Source organism: Fischerella major NIES-592, assembly GCF_001904645.1.
In the GTDB taxonomy this organism is placed as follows: Bacteria; Cyanobacteriota; Cyanobacteriia; order Cyanobacteriales; family Nostocaceae; genus Fischerella; species Fischerella thermalis.
Genome location: NZ_MRCA01000010.1, coordinates 159,079 through 178,155, shown reverse-complemented (window position 1 = coordinate 178,155; position 19,077 = coordinate 159,079). Strand labels below are relative to the sequence as shown.

Below are 19,077 nucleotides of genomic sequence, written 5' to 3'. Positions count from 1 at the left end.
TGCCTACAGACGTAGCAATGCCTACAGACGTAGCAATGCTACGTCTCTACAAAATGTAGTAGACAAACACCATTCATGACCAAATTCAGCAATCTCCTTTAAACTACTTACTCCCCCCATCACCCCACCTCCCCACCTCCAAATAACCTTTCTGTTGATAAATAAACTGCGATCGCACCTTAAAATGGGAACAACAAACGAACGGCGAGGACAACGCCTTGTGGTAGAAAATTTGCTCAAGGCGCGTTTTGGTGAACTCAATGATCAGCTTTAGCTATTTCTCCTCCAACACTAACGTAGACTCCGCCACCCGTCCAAACTCCTCTGGCGCATATTGCAGGTGCGCTTCCGCACCAGGATAGCTGAAAGTAACGGGTATCACAGAAAGCACTAAGTAATGCAAACTATAAACCCCAGGTTCCAAGTGATCTGCATAAGCAACAATGCGATCGCGATTAGCATATGCGTCTAGGTAACTGGACTTTGGAAGTTAAAAATGGCGATATGACTGACAGGGTAACTTTTCAAGTGGAGTTAGCTAAGACAACACCCATGCGTCGAGGCTTTTCTGTCGTTAATTCTCAGAGGTCGAGCGATCGCTAGTAATCTATAATCTTTTATACCAGAAAAACGTTATTTTCCTCACAAACTCAAGTTTATTTAATCGTTTTTCCGGAAACAGACATTCAGATAGGGATTATATATGTTGAGGATGTAAGTTCATCCACATCTGTAGGTATAATCCTGTTGTTAGACAGAGTAATATCATAAATTCGCCTCAATATTCATAGCTAAGGCAGATGCAGTAACTTAGCAGAGTATTTACTATTGATTTTGAGATTTATTTAGTGAAAATTACCGTTTTATCTTTATCTAAAAAACTAAGGTGAGTACAATGACAACTACACAAACTAACTTAAACACACAAGCACCCAAATCCACAAAGAAAAAACAGTTTTTTCGGAACGTGGATATTGGCACTCCTTTAAAACCAGTACGCCAACGCCAGAAAAAGCAGGAATATGAAGCACTCAGCGACTGGTCACATGCTAGTTAAGATGTTGGTAAATGGTTGTTGACCGTTGGTGGTTGGAACGAACAACAAACAATATCTCAAACAATATCTAATTAATATGCAGGTGTTGCAGTGGTGGCTAACCACAAACTTAACACCAAAATGAGCAGGCCAACTTTAACAATCAAGTAAATGATGTTATCAGGTATGGGAATATCGTACATCACTTTCACCCCCCTTTCCTGCACACAACTCTCAAGAGTTCGTAGTGAGGACTAAATTCTTCCTATGAACTCTTGAAAACTTGTATATTTATATTCTCTACTCAAATTGAATTGAGCAAGATATGAAGTAATACTTAGTAAATATTTTTAACAGATTTACACATAATCAAGCAAACTAATGCTCACTAGCTATATAACTTAATGAATATTTTTATCCATACAATAATTAATCAACTTTATACCCCGGCGTTCTACTGTTTGTTGATTGAGAATTACGCCTGATGTGAATTGAATATGCAGACGCAATATTCCTTGCGCCTGCTAAAAAACGTTTTTTTAGAAATCGACCACCGATACACACCGATAAACACAGATAACACAGATGGATCTTTCATGGGTGGTTGGGTGGTCATTGGTTTGTTGAGTATTTCCCATGATCTATTAGCGCCTTTGTTAATTCACATTAGACGTGAATTTGAAATCCTCTACTCTCAAGGTAACTGGGTATTAACGCTTACAGAAAAGGAACAGCAACGAACACAAAGGGTGATAGCACAGGTGCATAGACGCGAAGCGGCTTGTCGTTAGACATCGCTCGGCGTAGAACCTGATTTATACTTGTTATTTGCAACTCAATAAAATGGATATTACCTGATTTCTGAGTAACTCTCATACCTATCAGAGTTGGTATAAGGTTCCACATTCGGATCAGCATAAGGTTCAGGATTGGGATCTACATAGGGTTCCACATTCGGATCAGCATAAGGTTCACTATCAGGGTTTGTATAGGGATCTATATTAGGATCTTCGTAAGGTTCTATATTGTAATTGCGACCTGAGATATTCATATGCTTAAATCTGAGTCTATGCCGTCTTTGAGTATGAAACTATGAGTTTAATCACACTAAAATTCAAAAAATTACGTAAAGCTTCTACTAACACACTATTATTTGACAGTGAGGGTTAATTGGCATCTATCAATAGGCTGTTTTTTCACTTTTTGAAGAAGGTAGATCTAGTAATCCCCACTGCTTTTTTTAATAAAAATATTATGATGTTTGGGCGATGTTTGGGCGATCGCCACAACAAATTTGCATTCTACTTTGCTCAGGCGATCGCTTGATATGCAAGCAAGTATGAGATACGGCAGTTATTCTGCTACATCAACCCAGATACTTCCATCCTCCACACGCACAGGATAAACTGGGAGTGTTTTCTCTTGTGATACTATACTCATTGCCTTACTAACAACAGGGGGCCATGTAATCCAGTCTTTGACTTCACCAGTGCAGAGATCAAAAGCACTACGATGCCAAGGACAAACTATTGCCCCATCTACAATTTTGCCCTTTTTCAGAGACAACTTTAGATGAGGACAAGCATTATCTACTGCATAAACTTGACCTTCATGATTCAGCAACAGGATTTTCCGGCTACCAACTTTTACTACTTCTCGCGCACCAGGAGAAAGTGCGTCAGCTGCTAGAACTTTCGTCCAACTCATAGATTCTCCTCTCTTTAGCATTCTGCTTTTATAGTTTCCCGCAATTGTGGCCAAAAGTAGTTAGTTGTTGGTGGTTGGTTGTTGTTTGTTGTTTGTTAGTGGTTAGTGGTTATTGTACCAGACCTGCCATGGCACGTCTGTACAGTGAGTGGTTAGTAGGTAGTCACACTCCCCACACTCCCCACGAACCGTCAGGCAAACATAATATAAAATTTTGTTGGTATAACTTAGACCTTAACAAATGGCACAGGGAAAAATATTACTGCCAGCTGGCACATTCTGGACAAGAATCAAACAGCAGACTGAACATGCTCTTGCTACCAATGCTATGGTTTCAATACCGACAGAATCGGAATTTATCGAGCAAAACGGTGTTTGCTTTTTGGTGCGGATTGTGTCTAACCTCGCTCGTAAGGATGAACTTAAGCAGAAACAAGAAAAACAAAACAATTCCTCTGCCAAAGATTTTAATCCTTTTCTTCCCTACGAACAGGATCTATTTGTTGCAGATATTTCTGATACCCACGTGTGTATTTTAAATAAATACAACGTTGCTAAATATCACTTGCTATTGATTACCCGTGCCTTTGAAGAACAAGAAAGTTTACTGACTTTAGCAGATTTTGCCGCTATGTGGGCGTGTATGGATCAATTTGATGGGTTAGCATTCTACAATGCTGGCAAGATCGCTGGTGCTAGTCAACGACACAAACACTTGCAACTTGTGCCATTACCACTGACACCTACAGCAGGATTGCAGCTACCAATTGCACCTCTACTCAAATTTGCACAATTTCATAACTTGATCGCAACTATACCAGGATTTGATTTTGTACATGCTTTTGCACTGCTAAATTCTCTCTGGCAGCAACCGCCATTCACCGCTGCTAAGGCAACATTAGAGTGTTATCATTCTCTACTACAGGCAGTAGGTTTAAAAGATGAACAATCCCCAGCTTACAATCTTTTGGTAACACGAGAATGGATGCTGCTCGTACCGCGATCGCAAGAATGTTTTGCATGTATACCAGTCAACTCACTAGGATTTGCTGGGACTTTTTTTGTGCGAAACGAGCAACAAATGCAGACTCTCAAACAACACGGACCGATGAATGTGCTGAAAAATGTCGCTGTACCGATTAACTAGCGATCGCCTATGATGAAAAAGTTGGCCAATTCAGCTTTTCTCATACTTACTGACAGCAACTTCAATCGCCTTTTCAATGTCATGGTAATTCTCCTGTGGGTGCGATCGCTTCACTTCTAACCGAGGGACACAAAGCTTTGTGTTCCTTTGTTAGTTATTTGGTAGTACATAGGTATACAGATAGGAACATGACAAGAAAAATGCTATAAGTCAAAATAATAATAAGCTTTAATCAGGAGGCAGTGCCATGTCTGGTTTAATGCAAATCATTAGAAACTTCTTTATTCGCCTAGAAGGTCTTTTATATCAGTTCTTTAGTTTGATTAGAAACATCTTTTCTCAAATATTTGGTTTTTTGGCTAGGATATTCGGGTTCTCCAATCCTGGCTATTTCTTAGAAAGCGACGACGCCAACACCATCAAATCATCTCAGAGCCAGCAAGTTAGTGAACCTAAATCAAAGATTACGCCAGAACCTACAATCACAGCTCGTCGCCGTCCCGACCCCAATATGGATTATTTTCGTAAAATGGCCCAAGAGGTAAATAAAGCCCCTCAAAGATGAGTGTAAAGGTGTGGAGATATAGAAGAAAATCAAATTCACGCTTACATCCTCATTCCCTCACATCCCTAGTAATCAAGTAACCTCCACGAAGGGAATGAATAGAAACAGCAAAGAATATCAGCAACAAAAGCAAAAACGAGCAGAGGTGATGTGGAAAGCCTTAGAACGAATTATTCCCGATATGCGATCGCGTTGTGATGTTACTCTTGTGGGTACACCCCTCACCCACGAACAGTTTTTACGCCGTCACCGAGGTTCCTATGGGCCAGCAATCCCAGCCGGAAAAGGTTTCTTTCCTGGTTCCACTACACCCCTAAAAGGATTGCTATGTTGTGGAGATTTGACATTTCCTGGTATTGGTCTACCAGCAGTTGCCGCTAGCGGTATGATTACTGCCAATACACTTGCACCTGTTAGTAAGCATTTACAAATGCTTCAGGATATTGGTTATATTATGTCCGCTTGAATACTTGTATTATTCGTTGAGATCGGTAATCGGTAATGGGTAATTGGTTATTGGTTATTTTTTAACCATACCCAATGCCCAAGCTTTATATCGTAAGCAATTAGCCGGCTTTGATATTATTAGTGTTTTTTTATTTTTAAATAAAAAGCCGTAGGGGCATACGGCTATACACCCCTACAAAACATAGTGATCCAAAGTGATGAAATTAGTTGCAGTTATTAACTATTTTGCTACTAGCAAAATAGACCTCTAACTACTTAGCTGCTTTCTCTTGGATTCTTTGCTTAGCAGCTTTGAATTGGGTAGCTAATTGCTCACTTTCATCGCTACTCAAGTTATTGCGAATAGCAGCAAACATTGTGCTTTCTTCTTGACGAATGTGGTCGCCGACAACATCCATGATCTGTCTAATTTTATCTTTGAATTGAGAAGAAGAGGGATCAATAGCTTTAATTTCCTCTAATCTCCGCTTCATATCGGCTTGTTCGTCATACAATTCTTGAGTGTCACTTGCACCGTAGAAAGAACGTACTCTTGGGTAGACCACTTCTTCTTCAGCTACAGCATGAGCGCTCAAGTCTTTGTAAATTTGACCGAAGTATTCTTGGATTTTTTGAGGATTATTACTTGCCAATAATTCAGTGAACAAGGTGTTAACTTTGTTGTGATCCAAGCGAATAACATCTTGGATGTTCATATCGCTTTTATCACTACTTTGGGTAACAGCACTACCCACAACACCGCTTAATGCTGCCATAGCATCTTGTACGCGTCCCCAAATACCTTGGTCTGCGTCTTGTCCAGTGAGTTCACGAACACCTAAGATTTCCAAGATACCTTTGAGTTGTTCTTGGTGAGCGCGGTTCTCAAAGTTAACAGTATTTAAAGGCCCAATCGCCATCATCACATCCGCACCAACTTTTTGTGCTGCTTTGTGAATTGTCAAGCCGGACATTACTTGTTGATGCTTTAATAATTCATGCTGAAATACTTTTTCATACAAGCTTAATTCAGAGCCTTGCATCAATTGCCGAACCTTATTAATCATTTCTGTAACTGTTTTTTCTGGCTCGGCTTGAATGCCATATTGCACATTAACTGTTTCCAGAACGCCCTTATTTTTGCGATCATCTTCGAGCATTTTCCGGAAGCGATCGGCAATTTCTTTATCGTTAATTTCCTTTAAAAACTGTTCTTCATTTTGAATTAGCAACTCTTGAATTGTTTTCATATCCGCCAGTTTCATGGCAATAGCAGAACGCTTAGCATCATCCAGAGCGACAACCATTTTGTACTCCCCTCTAAAATAAATTTGTCTCCTTACTTTTCTTAGGTTACATAAAGGTTTCAGATAGTACCATCTTTCTTTTGAACGATAACCTCAAAACCAAGGAGATAAAAATTTCATTTTTAGGATAATTTTAAAAATAAAAATATATCTATACATTGAGATAGATAACTACGAAAACTATACCTCCACCGCCAGATAGATAAAATTCCTTTTTCACTTTTCTAGATTGACTCAAGGATAGTTGAACTGGAGATTGATTTGTAATGTCTGAAACTCAAGAAAGAAGCTCTACACCCTATCCTAATATTCCAGCCTTTTTGGAAAGTGACGATAGAGAATTTCGTGACACTGGTGTACCTAGTACTGTAGCAGTTGCAGGTCATCCCATCCATCCTATTCTTGTACAATTCCCAATTGCTTTTCTTGTAGGGGCCTTGTTAACTGATGCAGTCTTCTGGTTCACAGATGATAGTTTTTGGGCAAGGGATTCTTTTTGGTTAATTGCTGCTGGCTTGGTGGGTGGTGTAGCAGCAGCCCTAACCGGGCTTATGGACTTTTTAAGAATCGGACGAGTCCGTAAGCGTACTGCTGGTTGGGCGCACTTAATCCTAAACGTGAGTGCTTTGGTGCTGACGATTATCAACCTAGTATTACGTTGGAATAACCCCATATCTGCTGTACTACCTTGGGGACTCGTAATCTCAGTACTTGTAGCTACACTTCTTGGCATTTCCGGTTGGTACGGCGGTGAGTTAGTATACCGACATAAAATTTCTGTGATTGGCAACGGGAATCCAAACCAACCTTAGTGCAGCTTTGCCTAAAATCATAGCGTTTTTAAACGCAGAGGGACGCAGAGTCAACGCAAAGGAACGCAGAGTTTCTGTGCCTACATCCACTTTCATAGGAGGGGCTAAAAAAATTAAAAATTGTAAAGTTTATATTTTTAATTTTCAATTTTTAATTTTTAATTGACTTGTCCCGAACCCTGAGAAAAGCGTGTCAAAAAAAACACAAAGCCTTTATATAATAATTTCTTTGCTCATCGTTACAGGGATGGGCTTTTTATTTAAATACTATACTGGTTTTGCTCAAAAATGGTTCAATGATTATGGGGCTGCTGTTTTCTACGAAATATTTTGGTGCTTGTTTGCATTTCTATTTTTACGGAGTTCAAAAGCTATTATTCAAATTCCTTTATGGGTCTTTATCATTACCTGTATATTAGAGTTTCTACAACTATGGCATCCTCCCTTTTTAGAGCAAATTCGCGCTACTTTGGTAGGTAAACTACTTCTAGGTACAACCTTTGCTTGGTGGGATTTTCCTCATTACGTAGTAGGCTGTTTTTTAGGTTGGTTGTGGCTGCGACAATTACAAGGAAAGAGTTATGCAAATAAAGGCCAAAGTTAAACCAAACTCAAAGATGCAAAAAATAGAAGAAGCTGCCGATCGCAGTCTGATTGTTTATTTAAAATCACCACCTGTTGATGGTAAAGCAAATGAAGAATTAATAAAAGTTTTATCTGAAAATTTTCATGTCCCACAATCTAGGATTAGAATTAAGTCTGGGTTATCATCAAGACAAAAACTAGTTGAAATAGACACTGATTTATAAAGCCACATAAGATTTAAACAAAGTTAAGCAAGAATTAGAATCGGTGAAAAATTTCAATGATAGAATGGGAGTAAACCAAAATTGCTTTATAAGCTCGGCAATACCCGCTATGATTGACATTCACCAGATATGATGCTCATCACAACAACCCAATAAACAATTAAAATTACTCTGAAATACAACAAACTCGTTTTCTCTGCTGATGCTAGAAAACGAGTTGGTAGATGCAAATTATATGAACAAATCAATGCTGTAATTCTTCTTTAATTGAGATATATCTTGGTTGTGCTTTTACTCTTTCAATCCATGCTTGGATAGCAGGAAATTGTTTCAAATCGTATCCACCTTCATCAGCTACATGAGTGTAAGCAAACAATGCAATATCGGCAATAGTATAACGTTCGCCAACAAAAAAGTTACGACTCTGTAAATGATTTTCCATCAGTTTTAAGGCTGCATAACCAGATTCACGTTTTTGCTCTATGGCTTCCTTGTATTCTTCTGCTTTACCTAGTATAGAAATCCAAAATCTCAATGGCTCAATAAAAGGCTTGAGGCTACACTGTTCAAAAAACAACCATTGCATTACTTGCGCTCGTAAAAAGCGGTCATAAGGTAAAAATTCTGTGCCTTCACTCAAATAAACTAATATGGCATTTGATTCTGCCAAATATTTATCTGGTTTCACCTCCAATAATGGAATTTTACCATTCGGATTTTTACTTAAAAACTCTGGTGTTCGGGTCTCATTTTTCAAGATATTCACCTCTACCCTCTCAAATGGCATACCAATTTGTGATAATAAAAGACGTATCTTGTAGCCATTTCCTGAAGGTAAAAAATCGTACAATCTTAGCGTTTCCATGCCAATATATTGTGAGATGAAGGTTTTGATTATTTATGATGCAGCAAAATACAATGGTTTTTCAAAAAAACTAATAAACAGAAGAAAATTTTTATAAATGCTGCAATTCTAGACGAAATAAATTCTCTGAAAAACAAATTTTATTTAAGTATTATTTTTATCATTGAAATGTTTAATTCGAGTCAGTCATTAAGGATCAAACAATGTGTGGAAGATTTACTTTAAGCGTATTTCCAGAAGTTTTAACCCAAATATTTGAGGTCGAAAAAATTCCTGATTTCAAGCCGCAATATAACATTGCACCTACGCAAATGGTTTTGGTGGTTTTGTATAATTCTGAAGGTCATAAGCGCGAAATTCAGCGATTACGTTGGGGTTTAATACCCTCATGGGCGAAAGATCAGAGCATGGGAGCAAGGCTGATCAATGCTAGAGCAGAAACCGTAGCCGAAAAACCAGCGTTTCGTCGTGCTTTCAAGCGCCAACGCTGTTTAGTGGTAGCAGATGGCTTTTACGAATGGCAACAACAAGACGGTAAAAAACAGCCATATTATTTTCGTCTGTCGAATGGAAAACCTTTTGGTTTTGCAGGATTATGGGAGGAATGGCAATCTCCAGAACAAGAACGAATAAAATCTTGTACAATTTTGACAACCCAAGCTAACGAATTACTGCAAATGGTTCATGATCGTATGCCAGTAATTCTCCAACAGGAAAGTTATGATTTATGGCTAGATCCCCAAGTTCATGACGTGGAATTGCTACAACCACCACTGCACCCCTACCCATCAGAAGCGATGACTAGCTATCCTGTAACAACCTTGGTGAACAGCCCTAAAAATAATAGCGCTGAGTGCGTTACCCCAGTCAAAATTTGAGTCTAATCAATAGTCACACAACCGACAACTGACAGCTGACAACTGATAACTGTTAAATTAGCTAATAGTTAAAAAAAGCCCAGCCAGTAGCCCAACCTCAATAGAGGCGTCATATGCCAAGAACTCAGAAAAACGATAATTTTATCGATAAATCTTTTACAGTCATGGCAGATCTGATCCTGAAGATTTTGCCGGCTAACAAAAGAGCCAAAGAAGCCTTTGTTTATTACAGAGATGGAATGTCGGCGCAGTCAGAAGGAGAATACGCCGAAGCTTTAGATAACTATAAACAAGCCTTAGAACTAGAAGATGATTCCCTCGATCGCGGTTACATACTCTACAACATGGGATTAATCTACGCTAGTAACGGCGAACACGAAAAGGCTCTAGAGTTATATCACCAAGCACTGGAGTACAATCCCCGCTTACCACAAGCCTTAAATAACATTGCGGTAATTTACCACTATTTGGGTGAAAAAGCCAAAGAAGCAGGAGACGAGGACGGTGGCGAAGCACTGTTTGACAAAGCTGCTGACTATTGGATTAGAGCCATTCGCCTTGCTCCCAATAACTACATTGAGGCCCAAAACTGGCTAAAAACCACAGGCAGAATGCAAATTGATGTATTCTTTTAGTCCAGGGTCAATTGTCAATTGTCCAGAGTTTTTACCAATGACCATTGACCATTGACCATTGACCATTGACCAATAACTTTTTATGCTCGATCGCGAACAAGTCCGTAAAGTAGCCCATCTCGCCCGTTTAGAATTGACACCAGAAGAAGAAGAGCAATTCACTACTCAATTGGCAAGCATTCTAGATTACTTTGAGCAACTCAGTGAATTGGATGTTAGTGATGTACCACCCACAACACGGGCTATTGATGTTAGCAACGTGACACGCCCTGACGATCTACAACCTTATAGCGATCGCGAAGCTATTCTTCAGAGTGCGCCAGAACAAGAAGGCGAATTTTTCAAAGTGCCAAAAATTCTCAATGAGGAATAGTTAGTAGTTAGTAGTTAGTAGTTAGTAGTTAGTAGTTAGTAGTTAGTGGGTACAGACGCGATGTTCCTCGCGTCTGTACATTAGTAGTTAGTAGGTAATGGGTAACTGCTAGTGCGTAATTGTTATTAGCCATCAATTACTATCCACTAACCACTAACCACTAACATCATCAAAGGAGGATAACTATGGGTTTGGGAATTCTCAAGGATGGTAAATGGTTATCTGAACGGGAACAGGAAGATGCAGAAGGTAAATTTATCCGTCCTTCAACCACTTTCCATAATCAGATTACCGCCGATGGTGCAAGTGGATTCAAGGCTGAAGCAGGGCGTTATTACCTGTATATTTCCTGGGCTTGTCCTTGGGCGTGTCGCACTGCGATTATGCGCCAACTCAAAGGATTACAAGATATTGTTGGGATATCTGTGGTTTCTCCCGAAATTCACGACAACGGCTGGGAATTTGCAGATGAACCAGGCTGCATTCCGGATACTGTCAATGGCGCTGATTACCTCTGGCAAATTTATCTGAAAGCTGATCCCAACTATAGCGGGCGTGTCACAGTTCCAGTTTTATGGGATACACAAACCAATACAATTGTCAATAACGAATCCCGCGAAATCATGCGGATGTTTGATACTGAGTTTCATCATCTTGCTCAGAATAATGTAAATTTTTATCCAGAAAATTTACAAAAGATGATTGACGAGACGATAGATTCTATTTACCAACCGATTAACAATGGTGTGTATCGGGCGGGCTTTGCAACCAAGCAAGCAGCCTATAATCAAGCAGTAACAGAACTATTTGATGCTCTTGAGCATTGGGAAAAAGTCTTAGGGGAGCAACGCTATCTGTGTGGAGAGCAAATTACTGAAGCAGACTGGTGTATGTTCACAACTTTGTATCGCTTTGACCCAGTTTATTATGTGCATTTCAAATGCAACTTACGCCGGATTGTAGATTATCCTAACTTGTGGAATTATCTCAAAGACTTGTACCAACAACCTGGTGTCAAACAGACTTGTAACTTAGACCACATTAAGCGACATTATTACCGCAGTCATCCCAAAGTTAACCCGACTCGGATTGTTCCAAAAGGGCCGATGATTGATTATGATGCTCCGCATGATCGCGATCGCCTGTTTGCAAAATAAATCAAAATTTTCATTAATTCAGCTAAATTTGCCATATTGCACCAGCATTGCTACCGACAAGCTCTAACTTATGGAGTAGACTAATCTCATGGTGTGAGGAGTGGGAATATGGCTAATCCACGACCAGGGGTAAGATTACTTTCTTTGGCTTTTGTCGGTGTATGTTTTTGTATAGGCATTAGTATAGGATTGGGTATCCGCTCGAAGCGATCGCAAGCCACAGATACGAACAACCTACCCAGTGAAGTTGTCCCTGAGTCGAACTCACCTCCACTGATTAAAGAGCCTAGTTATATAGACACTATTACCATTCAAGCAGTTGGAGATGTGATTCCTGGTACAAATTTTCCTAACTACAGATTGCCACGCGATCGCAACCAATTAATCCCAAAGTCCGTAAGGACACACCTTAAAAAAGCTGATATCTTATTTGGTAACTTGGAAACCAGTTTAACAAAGCATCCCTACACTACCAAAGACATCAGTCGTAGACAGGTGTTTGCATTTCGCTCTCCACCTTCCTATGCTCAGTTATTTGCTGACGTCGGCTTTGATGTATTCAATATAGCTAACAATCATGCGATGGATTTTGGTTTAGTGGGATTTGCAGATACGATCAAGAATCTCTCTGCGGTTGGTATCAAAACACTAGGGCATAAAAATCAAATACTTTTGCTGCAAGCTAAAAATATTCCAGTTGCAATGATCGGGTTTGCACCCTATGAACGTTACAACTCGATTCACGATTTCCAAACAGCCAAAGCCCTTGTACAACAAGCCAGAAAACGTGCAGATGTAGTAATTGTATCAATGCACGCAGGAGCAGAGGGAACAAAAGCATTGCGAGTGAAAAATCGGACAGAAACTTTTTACGGGGAAAATCGCGGTAATGTGGTAAAGTTTGCTAGGACAATGATTGATGCTGGAGCAGATGTAGTGCTTGGTCATGGTCCACATGTTCCCAGAGCCATAGAAGTTTATCAAGGAAAACTGATTGCTTACTCTTTAGGAAATTTTTTAGGATATCGAACTTTATCTACACAAGGCGAGACTGGTTACTCAATGATTTTAGAAGTTAAGTTAAATTCCCAAGGAGATTTAGTAGGAGGTAAAATTATTCCTGTACATATGGATCGGCAGGGAATTCCCCATCTTGATAAGCAATTACGAACTGTAAAACTTGTACGCAACTTGATTGCAAAAGATTTTCCCAAAACACCAGTTAAGATTAATAAAAAAGGAGAAATTACAGTCACAAATTAAATTCATTCTTCATCCTTCACCCTTGACACTTTCCCTGAATTTCAGATACCTGAGATTCTGACTCTTCCATTACTAAGCCTGTAGCTTTTTGCCATTCATCAACAGTGAAATTATAGCCTTGTTGTTGCGCCATTTGTACAAAAGTTTCTAGGTCTGATGCCGAATTAAGTATTTCCCTTAAATTAGGATTAGTTTGAGCAGCTCTAAATAGTCTAATAACTTCTTGTTTGGACATAGCTCTTCTAAGATTTCTAAATTTAGTCATTAGTAAATAGAATTTGTAAGTGAAGTGCAAAAATTTGAAGAAAATATATATCGGGATAGGCAGTATTGTTTTATATCCCTACTCCAAGCTCCAAAATTTAAAATTAGTATAAGTTTTTCATTTGCTAATCAATTCCTAATTATTTTGTTCTTACACCCAATCAAGATGTATATTAATTTTTTGTATCTTTATCGATAAACATGCCCCTTCGGCACAACAGCCATGGTTCTACATAGTAAAAGCAGCATTTAGAATGATATTGCTACCTGCTTGTAGAGTCAAAGTAGCTGTACGATGAGTTTGGGTTGTTAATTGTGTGCTGTCCACATTCACTAGTACGGTAGATTGTGAAATTATTTGTAGATTCAGTATCACCTTGAGGACAGATCTAATGATTACTCAGTTAACCGTTATTTTACTGAAAATAATCGACTATATGTGTCAAAATATTTAATGATAATCATGTAATTTTTTTTGAATATCTCTACTTTACGCCATAATGGTTTGATTGTCTACAGTATTAGTCCATGATAATACTGAGAAGATATAAAATTTAAGTTAAAAATATAACATTTTATTGAGCGCAAGAGTGTAGTTATAGAAGTTAGGTAGGACAATCACAATCAGAGGTGCAGATGATTGTGATCGCAATAGCATGACATTCGTTTATTCAATCTGTTGAAAGAGGGAATTTGTTTTGCTCACAGAGCCAATAATCTGTAATTTGTTTCAACTGTGTTGGTACAGAAAACAAGCCCTTTGGTGGTGGGTAAAAAACCTCAAAAATTTTCCCGAATTTTGGTCTTTTCACCTTTGTGTCTTAGAGCCTTGGTGGTAAAAAATTATTTTATTAAACACCAAGACACTAAGACACCAAGAAAAATAGCACAGAAAACCTAGACTGTTCGTTATTTTACGGTTTCAAACTCAAATCTGTAGGCGATCGCGACTTCATCGTTATCATATATATCCAAAGCTTATTTATTCTATTTAGATTTCTATCTATCCAAAATCTTTAAAAAATATTAAAATAGAGAAAAATTGTTTATATTGGGGTATGGAAAATACCAACCCCAAAAATGTAGTTTAACAAACACTGTATTCAAAATCTCATTATTTGGAGTTGCTATCAAACAGTCACAACGAACTCACTCTTAACCCTGGATCAATCCAGCCTCATGGTGTACTACTAGCGCTGAGTACCCAGTTGGAGATACTACAGGTTAGCAGCAATACTCAAGATTATCTAGGTAAACAACCAGGGGAGTTGCTGGGTCAACCCCTCAGTTATCTAATTGATGCTTTGGATTTAGAAGCGATCGCTCAACTTCCAACAGAAGAAATTGATACTCTCAATTACCTGAAGCTATCAGTCTGTACAAAGGAAGGTAAGCGAGAATTTGATGCTTTTGTGCATCGCGTAGGTGACAAAATTATTCTGGAGTTAGAATCAACAGAATCGCCAGCCCAAGTAAATTTCTTCAACATCCACGCCTTAATTAAAAGAGCGATCGCCAAACTGAAACGCACAAATAACCTGATAGATTTCTTACAACTTGCAGCCCAACAAGTCCGCGAAATTACAGGGTTTGATCGAGTTATGGTCTACCAATTTGACCACCAAGGGGCGGGGGAAGTAATTGCTGAAGCAAAAACACAAGAGTTGTCACCTTATTTGGGACTTCATTATCCAGCCACAGATATCCCAGAACCAGCTAGGGAGTTATACAGACGCAATTGGTTGCGAATTATACCTAGAATCAATGCCCAGCCTGCGGAATTGATTGCTACCACAGATGATACTCCCCTGGATTTGAGTCTATCTGTGCTGCGGAGTGTTCATCCTTGTTGTGTGGAATTTCATCAAAATATGGGTGTAGCAGCTTTGATGGTTATTCCCTTAATTAAGAATGGTAACCTATGGGGATTAATTTCCTGTCATCATCAAACTCCCAAATATGTGCCTTATGAAATCCGAAGTGGGTGTGAATTTTTAGGACAGATTGTGTCCTCGGAGTTAGCTAGTAAAGTTATTCAGGAGGAAGTGGATTATAAAGCCAGATTAGAATCTCTGCGGTCTGGTGTTGTAGAATCTATTTCCCAAGCAGATAATTTAAAAGATGCATTAATCCAGCCTGAACCCCGTTTGTTAGGTCTTGTCGGTGCGACAGGGGCGGCGGTTTGTCTGGATGGTGAAATTTCCCTAGTGGGGACAACACCGGATTTAGAGGACGTGCGATCGCTAATTACCTGGGCAGATACTCAGGTGAACGATAATATATTTTGTACTGATTCTCTGCCAAAGCTTTACCCAGAGGCTGAAACATTTAAAGACACCACCAGTGGTCTGTTGCTGTTGCGGATTTCTAAATTACGACACTATTACATTGTGTGGTTTCGCCCCGAAGTCATTCGCACAGTTACCTGGGCTGGTAATCCTCATGAATCAATCCAGGTTCACTTAGATGGTAGTGTCACCCTTTGTCCCAGAAAATCCTTTGAACAATGGCAGGAAATTGTCAGATTGACATCTGCACCTTGGCAAGAATGCGAAATTGATAGCGCCTTGAGTTTGCGAAATGCGATCGTTGGGATTGTCCTCAAAAAAGCAGAAGAATTAGCCAAGATTAACCAAGAGTTAGAACGCAGTAACTGCGAATTAGCTTCCTTTGCCTATGCAGCTTCCCACGACCTCAAAGAACCGTTGCGTGGTATATATAATTACTCAGTTATTCTCCTAGAAGATTATGCATCCGCACTCGATGAAAATGCTACAGAGTTTTTACAGACTGTAATTTCCTTGTCGGTACGTATGGAAGCCTTGATTAATGGTTTGCTGCGACTGTCGCAATTAGGACAAGCAGCACTACAATTACAAGCGGTTAATTTAAATGAATTGCTTGATCAAGTTATGAATGTCTTTCATGCTAGCCGTCAACAACATAATCTCGAACTTCGCATTCCCAGAACTCTACCCACAATTCGGTGTGACCCAGTTCTGATGAACGAGGTCTTTAGTAACCTCATCACTAATGCTTTTAAATACAACGATAAAGCAGAACGATGGGTGGAGATTGGGTATTTGGATCAACAAGGAGGACAAGGAAGTAATTTTTCTACTTTGTCTTCTCCCGATTCCCACTCCCCAATCACTTTCTACGTACGAGATAACGGTATTGGCATTCCACCCCATCACCACCAAACCATCTTCAAACTTTTCAAACGGCTGCATACTCAAGAAAAATACGGCGGTGGTACAGGTGCAGGACTTGCTATTGCCAAGAAAATAGTTGAACGCCACGGTGGTCAAATTTGGGTAGAGTCTACCCCAGGCGAAGGATCAACGTTTTACTTGACACTGGAATAAGTTAAGATATATTAAAAAAACTTTCATTTTTAATAAACAATACATTTTTAGCATAACTTCACTAATGGCAACGAAACTTAACGAACCACTATTGGTTGTTGAGGACAGCAACGAAGACTTTCGGATGCTTCAGCGCTTGATGCGGCGTATGGCTGTCCAAAACCCCATACATCGCTGTACTAGTGGGGATGAAGTTTTAGACTACTTATATCAAGAAGGAAAAAACCCCGATGGCTCATCCCGACCTTCTGTGATTTTACTAGACCTGAATCTACCAGGTATTGATGGTCGTGATATCTTAGAGCAACTTAAGCAAGACCAAAGTTTTAAAGAAATTCCCATAGTAATCTTTACCACTTCATCTAACCCCAAAGATATTGAATTTTGTTATCAAAAAGGTGCAAATGGCTATCTCGTCAAGCCAATGGATGTCCAAGAACTGCAAAAGACCATTCAAGCGTTTGTGGATTATTGGTTGGAAGTGAATGTTCCGCCAGCTTCTGGGTAATGGGGAGCAAAGAGATGGGGTGGTGGGGTGATGGGGAGTGTGAGGGGTGTGTAGACGCGCCTTCTTCGGCTTCCCGTAAGGTACCCGGAGGGCTTGCCGTAGGGTGGAGTAGTATAACCACTAACCAATGTAGAGACGTGCCATGGCAGGCCTGTACAACAATCAACAATCAACAATCAACATTTGTATTTTTTTTACAATTTTTTTAGTTTTTCTTAATGTTTTCGTAATTTATGACAATCTTGAGGAAGAGTATTAGACCTCTGCCCCATTTTGTTATGCCGAATGCCTGGAAGCTACTCATCATTGATGATTGTGCAACGGATCGGAAAATCTATCGTCGCTTTCTTTTGAAAGATCCTCACCACTATTACCAAATTCTGGAGGCAGACTCAGCAGAAGTTGGGCTTGGCTTGTGTCAACACATGCCCTGTGATCTGATTTTGCTAGATTTTTGCTTACCAGATATGAGCGGAATCGAATTTTTAGATGAGCTGAGACAGAAAACCTTTGGTTCTTCCGTACCCGTGATCATGCTTACTGGGCGTGGTGATGAAGAGATTGCTGTGCAAGCGATGAAAAGGGGTGTCCAAGATTATCTAGTTAAGCAACACTTGAAAGCGGATGTATTGCAGCTAGCAGTTCGTAATGTGATCAAGCAATTATGTCTGCAAACTCAGTTACAAAGGACTCAGGAACGACAGCGCTTGATTGCTACTATGTTGCTACGCATTCGTCAGTCTCTTGATTTGGAGGAAATTTTATACACGGCTGTTAGGGAAGTACAGCAATTGCTCAAGTGCGATCGCGTCATGGTATGTCAGTCACATCCAAAAATTGATGATCAACAAACTTGGCAAAATCACACTACAGACCAAAATTTACTATGTTATTGGGCTGGCTCAGATGATTGCAATTTAAACCTGTTAGAACCATTAGATAGTAAAGCAAATCTGGTGGTTCCCATTACTTTGAGTCATAAAGAAGTAGTATCAAAACCTTGGGGCTTTTTGATTGCTCACCAGTGTACAGGAAAACGCGAGTGGCAATCTGATGAACTAGAAATACTTTATGAAGTATCTGTGCAGTTAGCGATCGCAATTCAACAAGCAGAATTACTAGCACAGACAAAAGCTGCTCTAGAAAAAGAAAAACAGCTCAACGCATTTAAATCTCAAATCGTCGCGACTATTTCCCATGAGTACCGCACACCGTTGGCTTCAATTTTAGCTGCTGCATCTACACTCAAGCAACATGGCGATCATTTAGATGAATTTAAAAAACAAAAGTTTCTACACATCATTGAGCAAAAATCACGACACATGTCCAAACTGATAGATGACATGCTTGTGATGAATCAATTTGAACTCAATAAAACTAAATTTAAAACTACTCCCCTCGACTTAGAGCAATTTTTCTCTGTTCTGATTAGCGAACAGCAACAATTCTTTGGCGATCGCCACGAATTTATTTTTAAGAGCGGTGGAAATCATAAAGGCTTCTCGGGCGATCAAGGACTGTTAAGGCTTATTTTCAGTAATTTGATTTCTAATGCAATTAAATATTCTCCCGAAGGAGGTAAAGTCGAACTGCACTTGATGGGTCAAGAGTCTAAAATTGTATTTTGTATTCAAGACCAAGGTATAGGTATACCAATAGAAGATCAAACCAACCTGTTTCAACCATTCTGTCGTGGAAGTAACGTGGACACGATTCCTGGAACAGGTCTAGGATTGGCAATTACAAAAGCTTGCGTAGAATTACATGGTGGTAAAATTACCTTAGAAAGCCAACCCGATCAAGGCACTAAAGTTACAGTGTGTCTACCAAAACAACATATACAAGAAAGTAGTTGATTGTTGGTTGATGGTTGTTGGTGATTGTACCAGACGTGCCATGGCAGGTCTGGTACATTGGTTAGTAGTTAGTAGTTATT

The 19,077-nt window shown here is 39.4% G+C and carries 22 protein-coding genes and 2 pseudogenes; 18 read left to right on the top strand and 6 right to left on the bottom strand.

From position 1 onward, the window contains the following. Positions 1-274: 274 nt before the first annotated feature. Positions 275-454 (bottom strand): annotated as a pseudogene (locus NIES592_RS26315) (hypothetical protein); the annotation flags it as partial. A gap of 8 nt (positions 455-462) precedes the next feature. On the opposite strand from NIES592_RS26315, the gene NIES592_RS25335 reads away from it, so the two are divergent. From NIES592_RS25335 to NIES592_RS17770, 3 genes are all read left to right on the top strand, one after another. Beyond that, a complete protein-coding gene (locus NIES592_RS25335) occupies positions 463-603 on the top strand; it encodes a hypothetical protein (RefSeq protein WP_009457900.1) in 141 nt (46 codons plus the stop codon). Positions 604-895: 292 nt separating this feature from the next. Further along, on the top strand, positions 896-1,057 hold the full coding sequence (locus tag NIES592_RS25330) for a hypothetical protein (protein ID WP_178379578.1): 162 nt from the start codon (positions 896-898) through the stop codon (positions 1,055-1,057). 476 nt (positions 1,058-1,533) lie between these two features. Continuing rightward, entirely contained in the window at positions 1,534-1,827 is a 294-nt protein-coding gene (locus NIES592_RS17770) for a hypothetical protein (RefSeq protein ID WP_143168379.1), read from the top strand. Between the two features lie 59 nt (positions 1,828-1,886). On the opposite strand, the gene NIES592_RS17765 is transcribed toward NIES592_RS17770, so the two are convergent. Then, positions 1,887-2,087 (bottom strand): hypothetical protein, encoded by a 201-nt coding sequence (locus tag NIES592_RS17765; RefSeq protein WP_009457906.1) that lies wholly within the window; start codon positions 2,085-2,087, stop codon positions 1,887-1,889. A gap of 119 nt (positions 2,088-2,206) precedes the next feature. Here NIES592_RS17765 and NIES592_RS25325 point away from each other — a divergent pair, with 119 nt between their 5' ends. Further along, positions 2,207-2,362 carry a hypothetical protein gene (locus tag NIES592_RS25325; RefSeq protein ID WP_178379577.1) on the top strand — a complete coding sequence of 52 codons (156 nt, stop codon included), beginning with the start codon at positions 2,207-2,209 and terminating at the stop codon, positions 2,360-2,362. A gap of 27 nt (positions 2,363-2,389) precedes the next feature. Here NIES592_RS25325 and NIES592_RS17760 read toward each other — a convergent pair whose 3' ends face one another. Beyond that, a complete protein-coding gene (locus NIES592_RS17760; protein ID WP_062245175.1) occupies positions 2,390-2,743 on the bottom strand; it encodes a Rieske (2Fe-2S) protein in 354 nt (117 codons plus the stop codon). Positions 2,744-2,984: 241 nt separating this feature from the next. Between NIES592_RS17760 and NIES592_RS17755 the strand changes: the two genes are divergently transcribed. The 3 genes and pseudogenes from NIES592_RS17755 to NIES592_RS17745 all read left to right on the top strand — a co-directional run. After that, entirely contained in the window at positions 2,985-3,890 is a 906-nt protein-coding gene (locus NIES592_RS17755; protein ID WP_062245178.1) for an ATP adenylyltransferase family protein, read from the top strand. Between the two features lie 247 nt (positions 3,891-4,137). After that, entirely contained in the window at positions 4,138-4,455 is a 318-nt protein-coding gene (locus NIES592_RS17750; protein WP_073556446.1) for a threonine dehydratase, read from the top strand. A gap of 88 nt (positions 4,456-4,543) precedes the next feature. Next, positions 4,544-4,921 (top strand): annotated as a pseudogene (locus tag NIES592_RS17745) (carotene isomerase); the annotation flags it as partial. A 253-nt stretch (positions 4,922-5,174) separates the two neighbouring features. Here NIES592_RS17745 and NIES592_RS17740 read toward each other — a convergent pair. Beyond that, positions 5,175-6,209, bottom strand: coding sequence for a hemerythrin domain-containing protein (locus NIES592_RS17740; protein ID WP_073556445.1), 1,035 nt, complete (start codon positions 6,207-6,209; stop codon positions 5,175-5,177). A gap of 266 nt (positions 6,210-6,475) precedes the next feature. Between NIES592_RS17740 and NIES592_RS17735 the strand changes: the two genes are divergently transcribed. From NIES592_RS17735 to NIES592_RS17725, 3 genes are all read left to right on the top strand, one after another. After that, entirely contained in the window at positions 6,476-7,021 is a 546-nt protein-coding gene (locus tag NIES592_RS17735) for a DUF2231 domain-containing protein (RefSeq protein WP_062245190.1), read from the top strand. A gap of 190 nt (positions 7,022-7,211) precedes the next feature. Next, positions 7,212-7,625 (top strand): ribosomal maturation YjgA family protein, encoded by a 414-nt coding sequence (locus NIES592_RS17730; RefSeq protein WP_062245194.1) that lies wholly within the window; start codon positions 7,212-7,214, stop codon positions 7,623-7,625. After that, a complete protein-coding gene (locus NIES592_RS17725) occupies positions 7,603-7,830 on the top strand; it encodes a DUF167 domain-containing protein (RefSeq protein WP_073556444.1) in 228 nt (75 codons plus the stop codon). The genes NIES592_RS17730 and NIES592_RS17725 overlap by 23 nt, the downstream gene beginning before the upstream one ends. Positions 7,831-8,074: 244 nt before the next feature. Here the strand turns inward: NIES592_RS17725 and NIES592_RS17720 are convergent, their stop codons facing one another. Next, complete coding sequence (locus NIES592_RS17720; protein ID WP_062245198.1) at positions 8,075-8,695, bottom strand: glutathione S-transferase family protein; 621 nt, start codon at positions 8,693-8,695, stop codon at positions 8,075-8,077. Between the two features lie 203 nt (positions 8,696-8,898). Between NIES592_RS17720 and NIES592_RS17715 the strand changes: the two genes are divergently transcribed. The 5 genes from NIES592_RS17715 to NIES592_RS17695 all read left to right on the top strand — a co-directional run bounded on the left by NIES592_RS17715 (position 8,899) and on the right by NIES592_RS17695 (position 13,001). Continuing rightward, a complete protein-coding gene (locus NIES592_RS17715) occupies positions 8,899-9,573 on the top strand; it encodes an SOS response-associated peptidase (protein ID WP_073556443.1) in 675 nt (224 codons plus the stop codon). A 113-nt stretch (positions 9,574-9,686) separates the two neighbouring features. After that, complete coding sequence (locus NIES592_RS17710) at positions 9,687-10,208, top strand: photosystem I assembly protein Ycf3 (protein WP_009457927.1); 522 nt, start codon at positions 9,687-9,689, stop codon at positions 10,206-10,208. Positions 10,209-10,290: 82 nt separating this feature from the next. Continuing rightward, positions 10,291-10,581 (top strand): Asp-tRNA(Asn)/Glu-tRNA(Gln) amidotransferase subunit GatC, encoded by a 291-nt coding sequence (gatC, locus tag NIES592_RS17705; RefSeq protein WP_009457928.1) that lies wholly within the window; start codon positions 10,291-10,293, stop codon positions 10,579-10,581. Positions 10,582-10,766: 185 nt separating this feature from the next. Then, positions 10,767-11,738 carry a glutathione S-transferase family protein gene (locus NIES592_RS17700; protein ID WP_073556442.1) on the top strand — a complete coding sequence of 324 codons (972 nt, stop codon included), beginning with the start codon at positions 10,767-10,769 and terminating at the stop codon, positions 11,736-11,738. Positions 11,739-11,846: 108 nt separating this feature from the next. Then, the gene (locus NIES592_RS17695; RefSeq protein WP_073556441.1) at positions 11,847-13,001 is read left to right on the top strand and encodes a CapA family protein; all 1,155 of its coding nucleotides are present in this window, start codon (positions 11,847-11,849) and stop codon (positions 12,999-13,001) included. A gap of 16 nt (positions 13,002-13,017) precedes the next feature. Here NIES592_RS17695 and NIES592_RS17690 read toward each other — a convergent pair whose 3' ends face one another. Beyond that, on the bottom strand, positions 13,018-13,236 hold the full coding sequence (locus NIES592_RS17690) for a Nif11-like leader peptide family natural product precursor (protein WP_062245210.1): 219 nt from the start codon (positions 13,234-13,236) through the stop codon (positions 13,018-13,020). A 1,147-nt stretch (positions 13,237-14,383) separates the two neighbouring features. Here NIES592_RS17690 and NIES592_RS17680 point away from each other — a divergent pair. From NIES592_RS17680 to NIES592_RS17665, 3 genes are all read left to right on the top strand, one after another. Further along, positions 14,384-16,633, top strand: a complete 2,250-nt coding sequence (locus NIES592_RS17680) for an ATP-binding protein (protein WP_073556440.1) — start codon at positions 14,384-14,386, stop codon at positions 16,631-16,633. Positions 16,634-16,697: 64 nt separating this feature from the next. Continuing rightward, a complete protein-coding gene (locus NIES592_RS17675) occupies positions 16,698-17,141 on the top strand; it encodes a response regulator (RefSeq protein ID WP_009457938.1) in 444 nt (147 codons plus the stop codon). 278 nt (positions 17,142-17,419) lie between these two features. Beyond that, complete coding sequence (locus NIES592_RS17665) at positions 17,420-18,997, top strand: hybrid sensor histidine kinase/response regulator (protein WP_062245215.1); 1,578 nt, start codon at positions 17,420-17,422, stop codon at positions 18,995-18,997. Positions 18,998-19,077 lie beyond the last annotated feature (80 nt).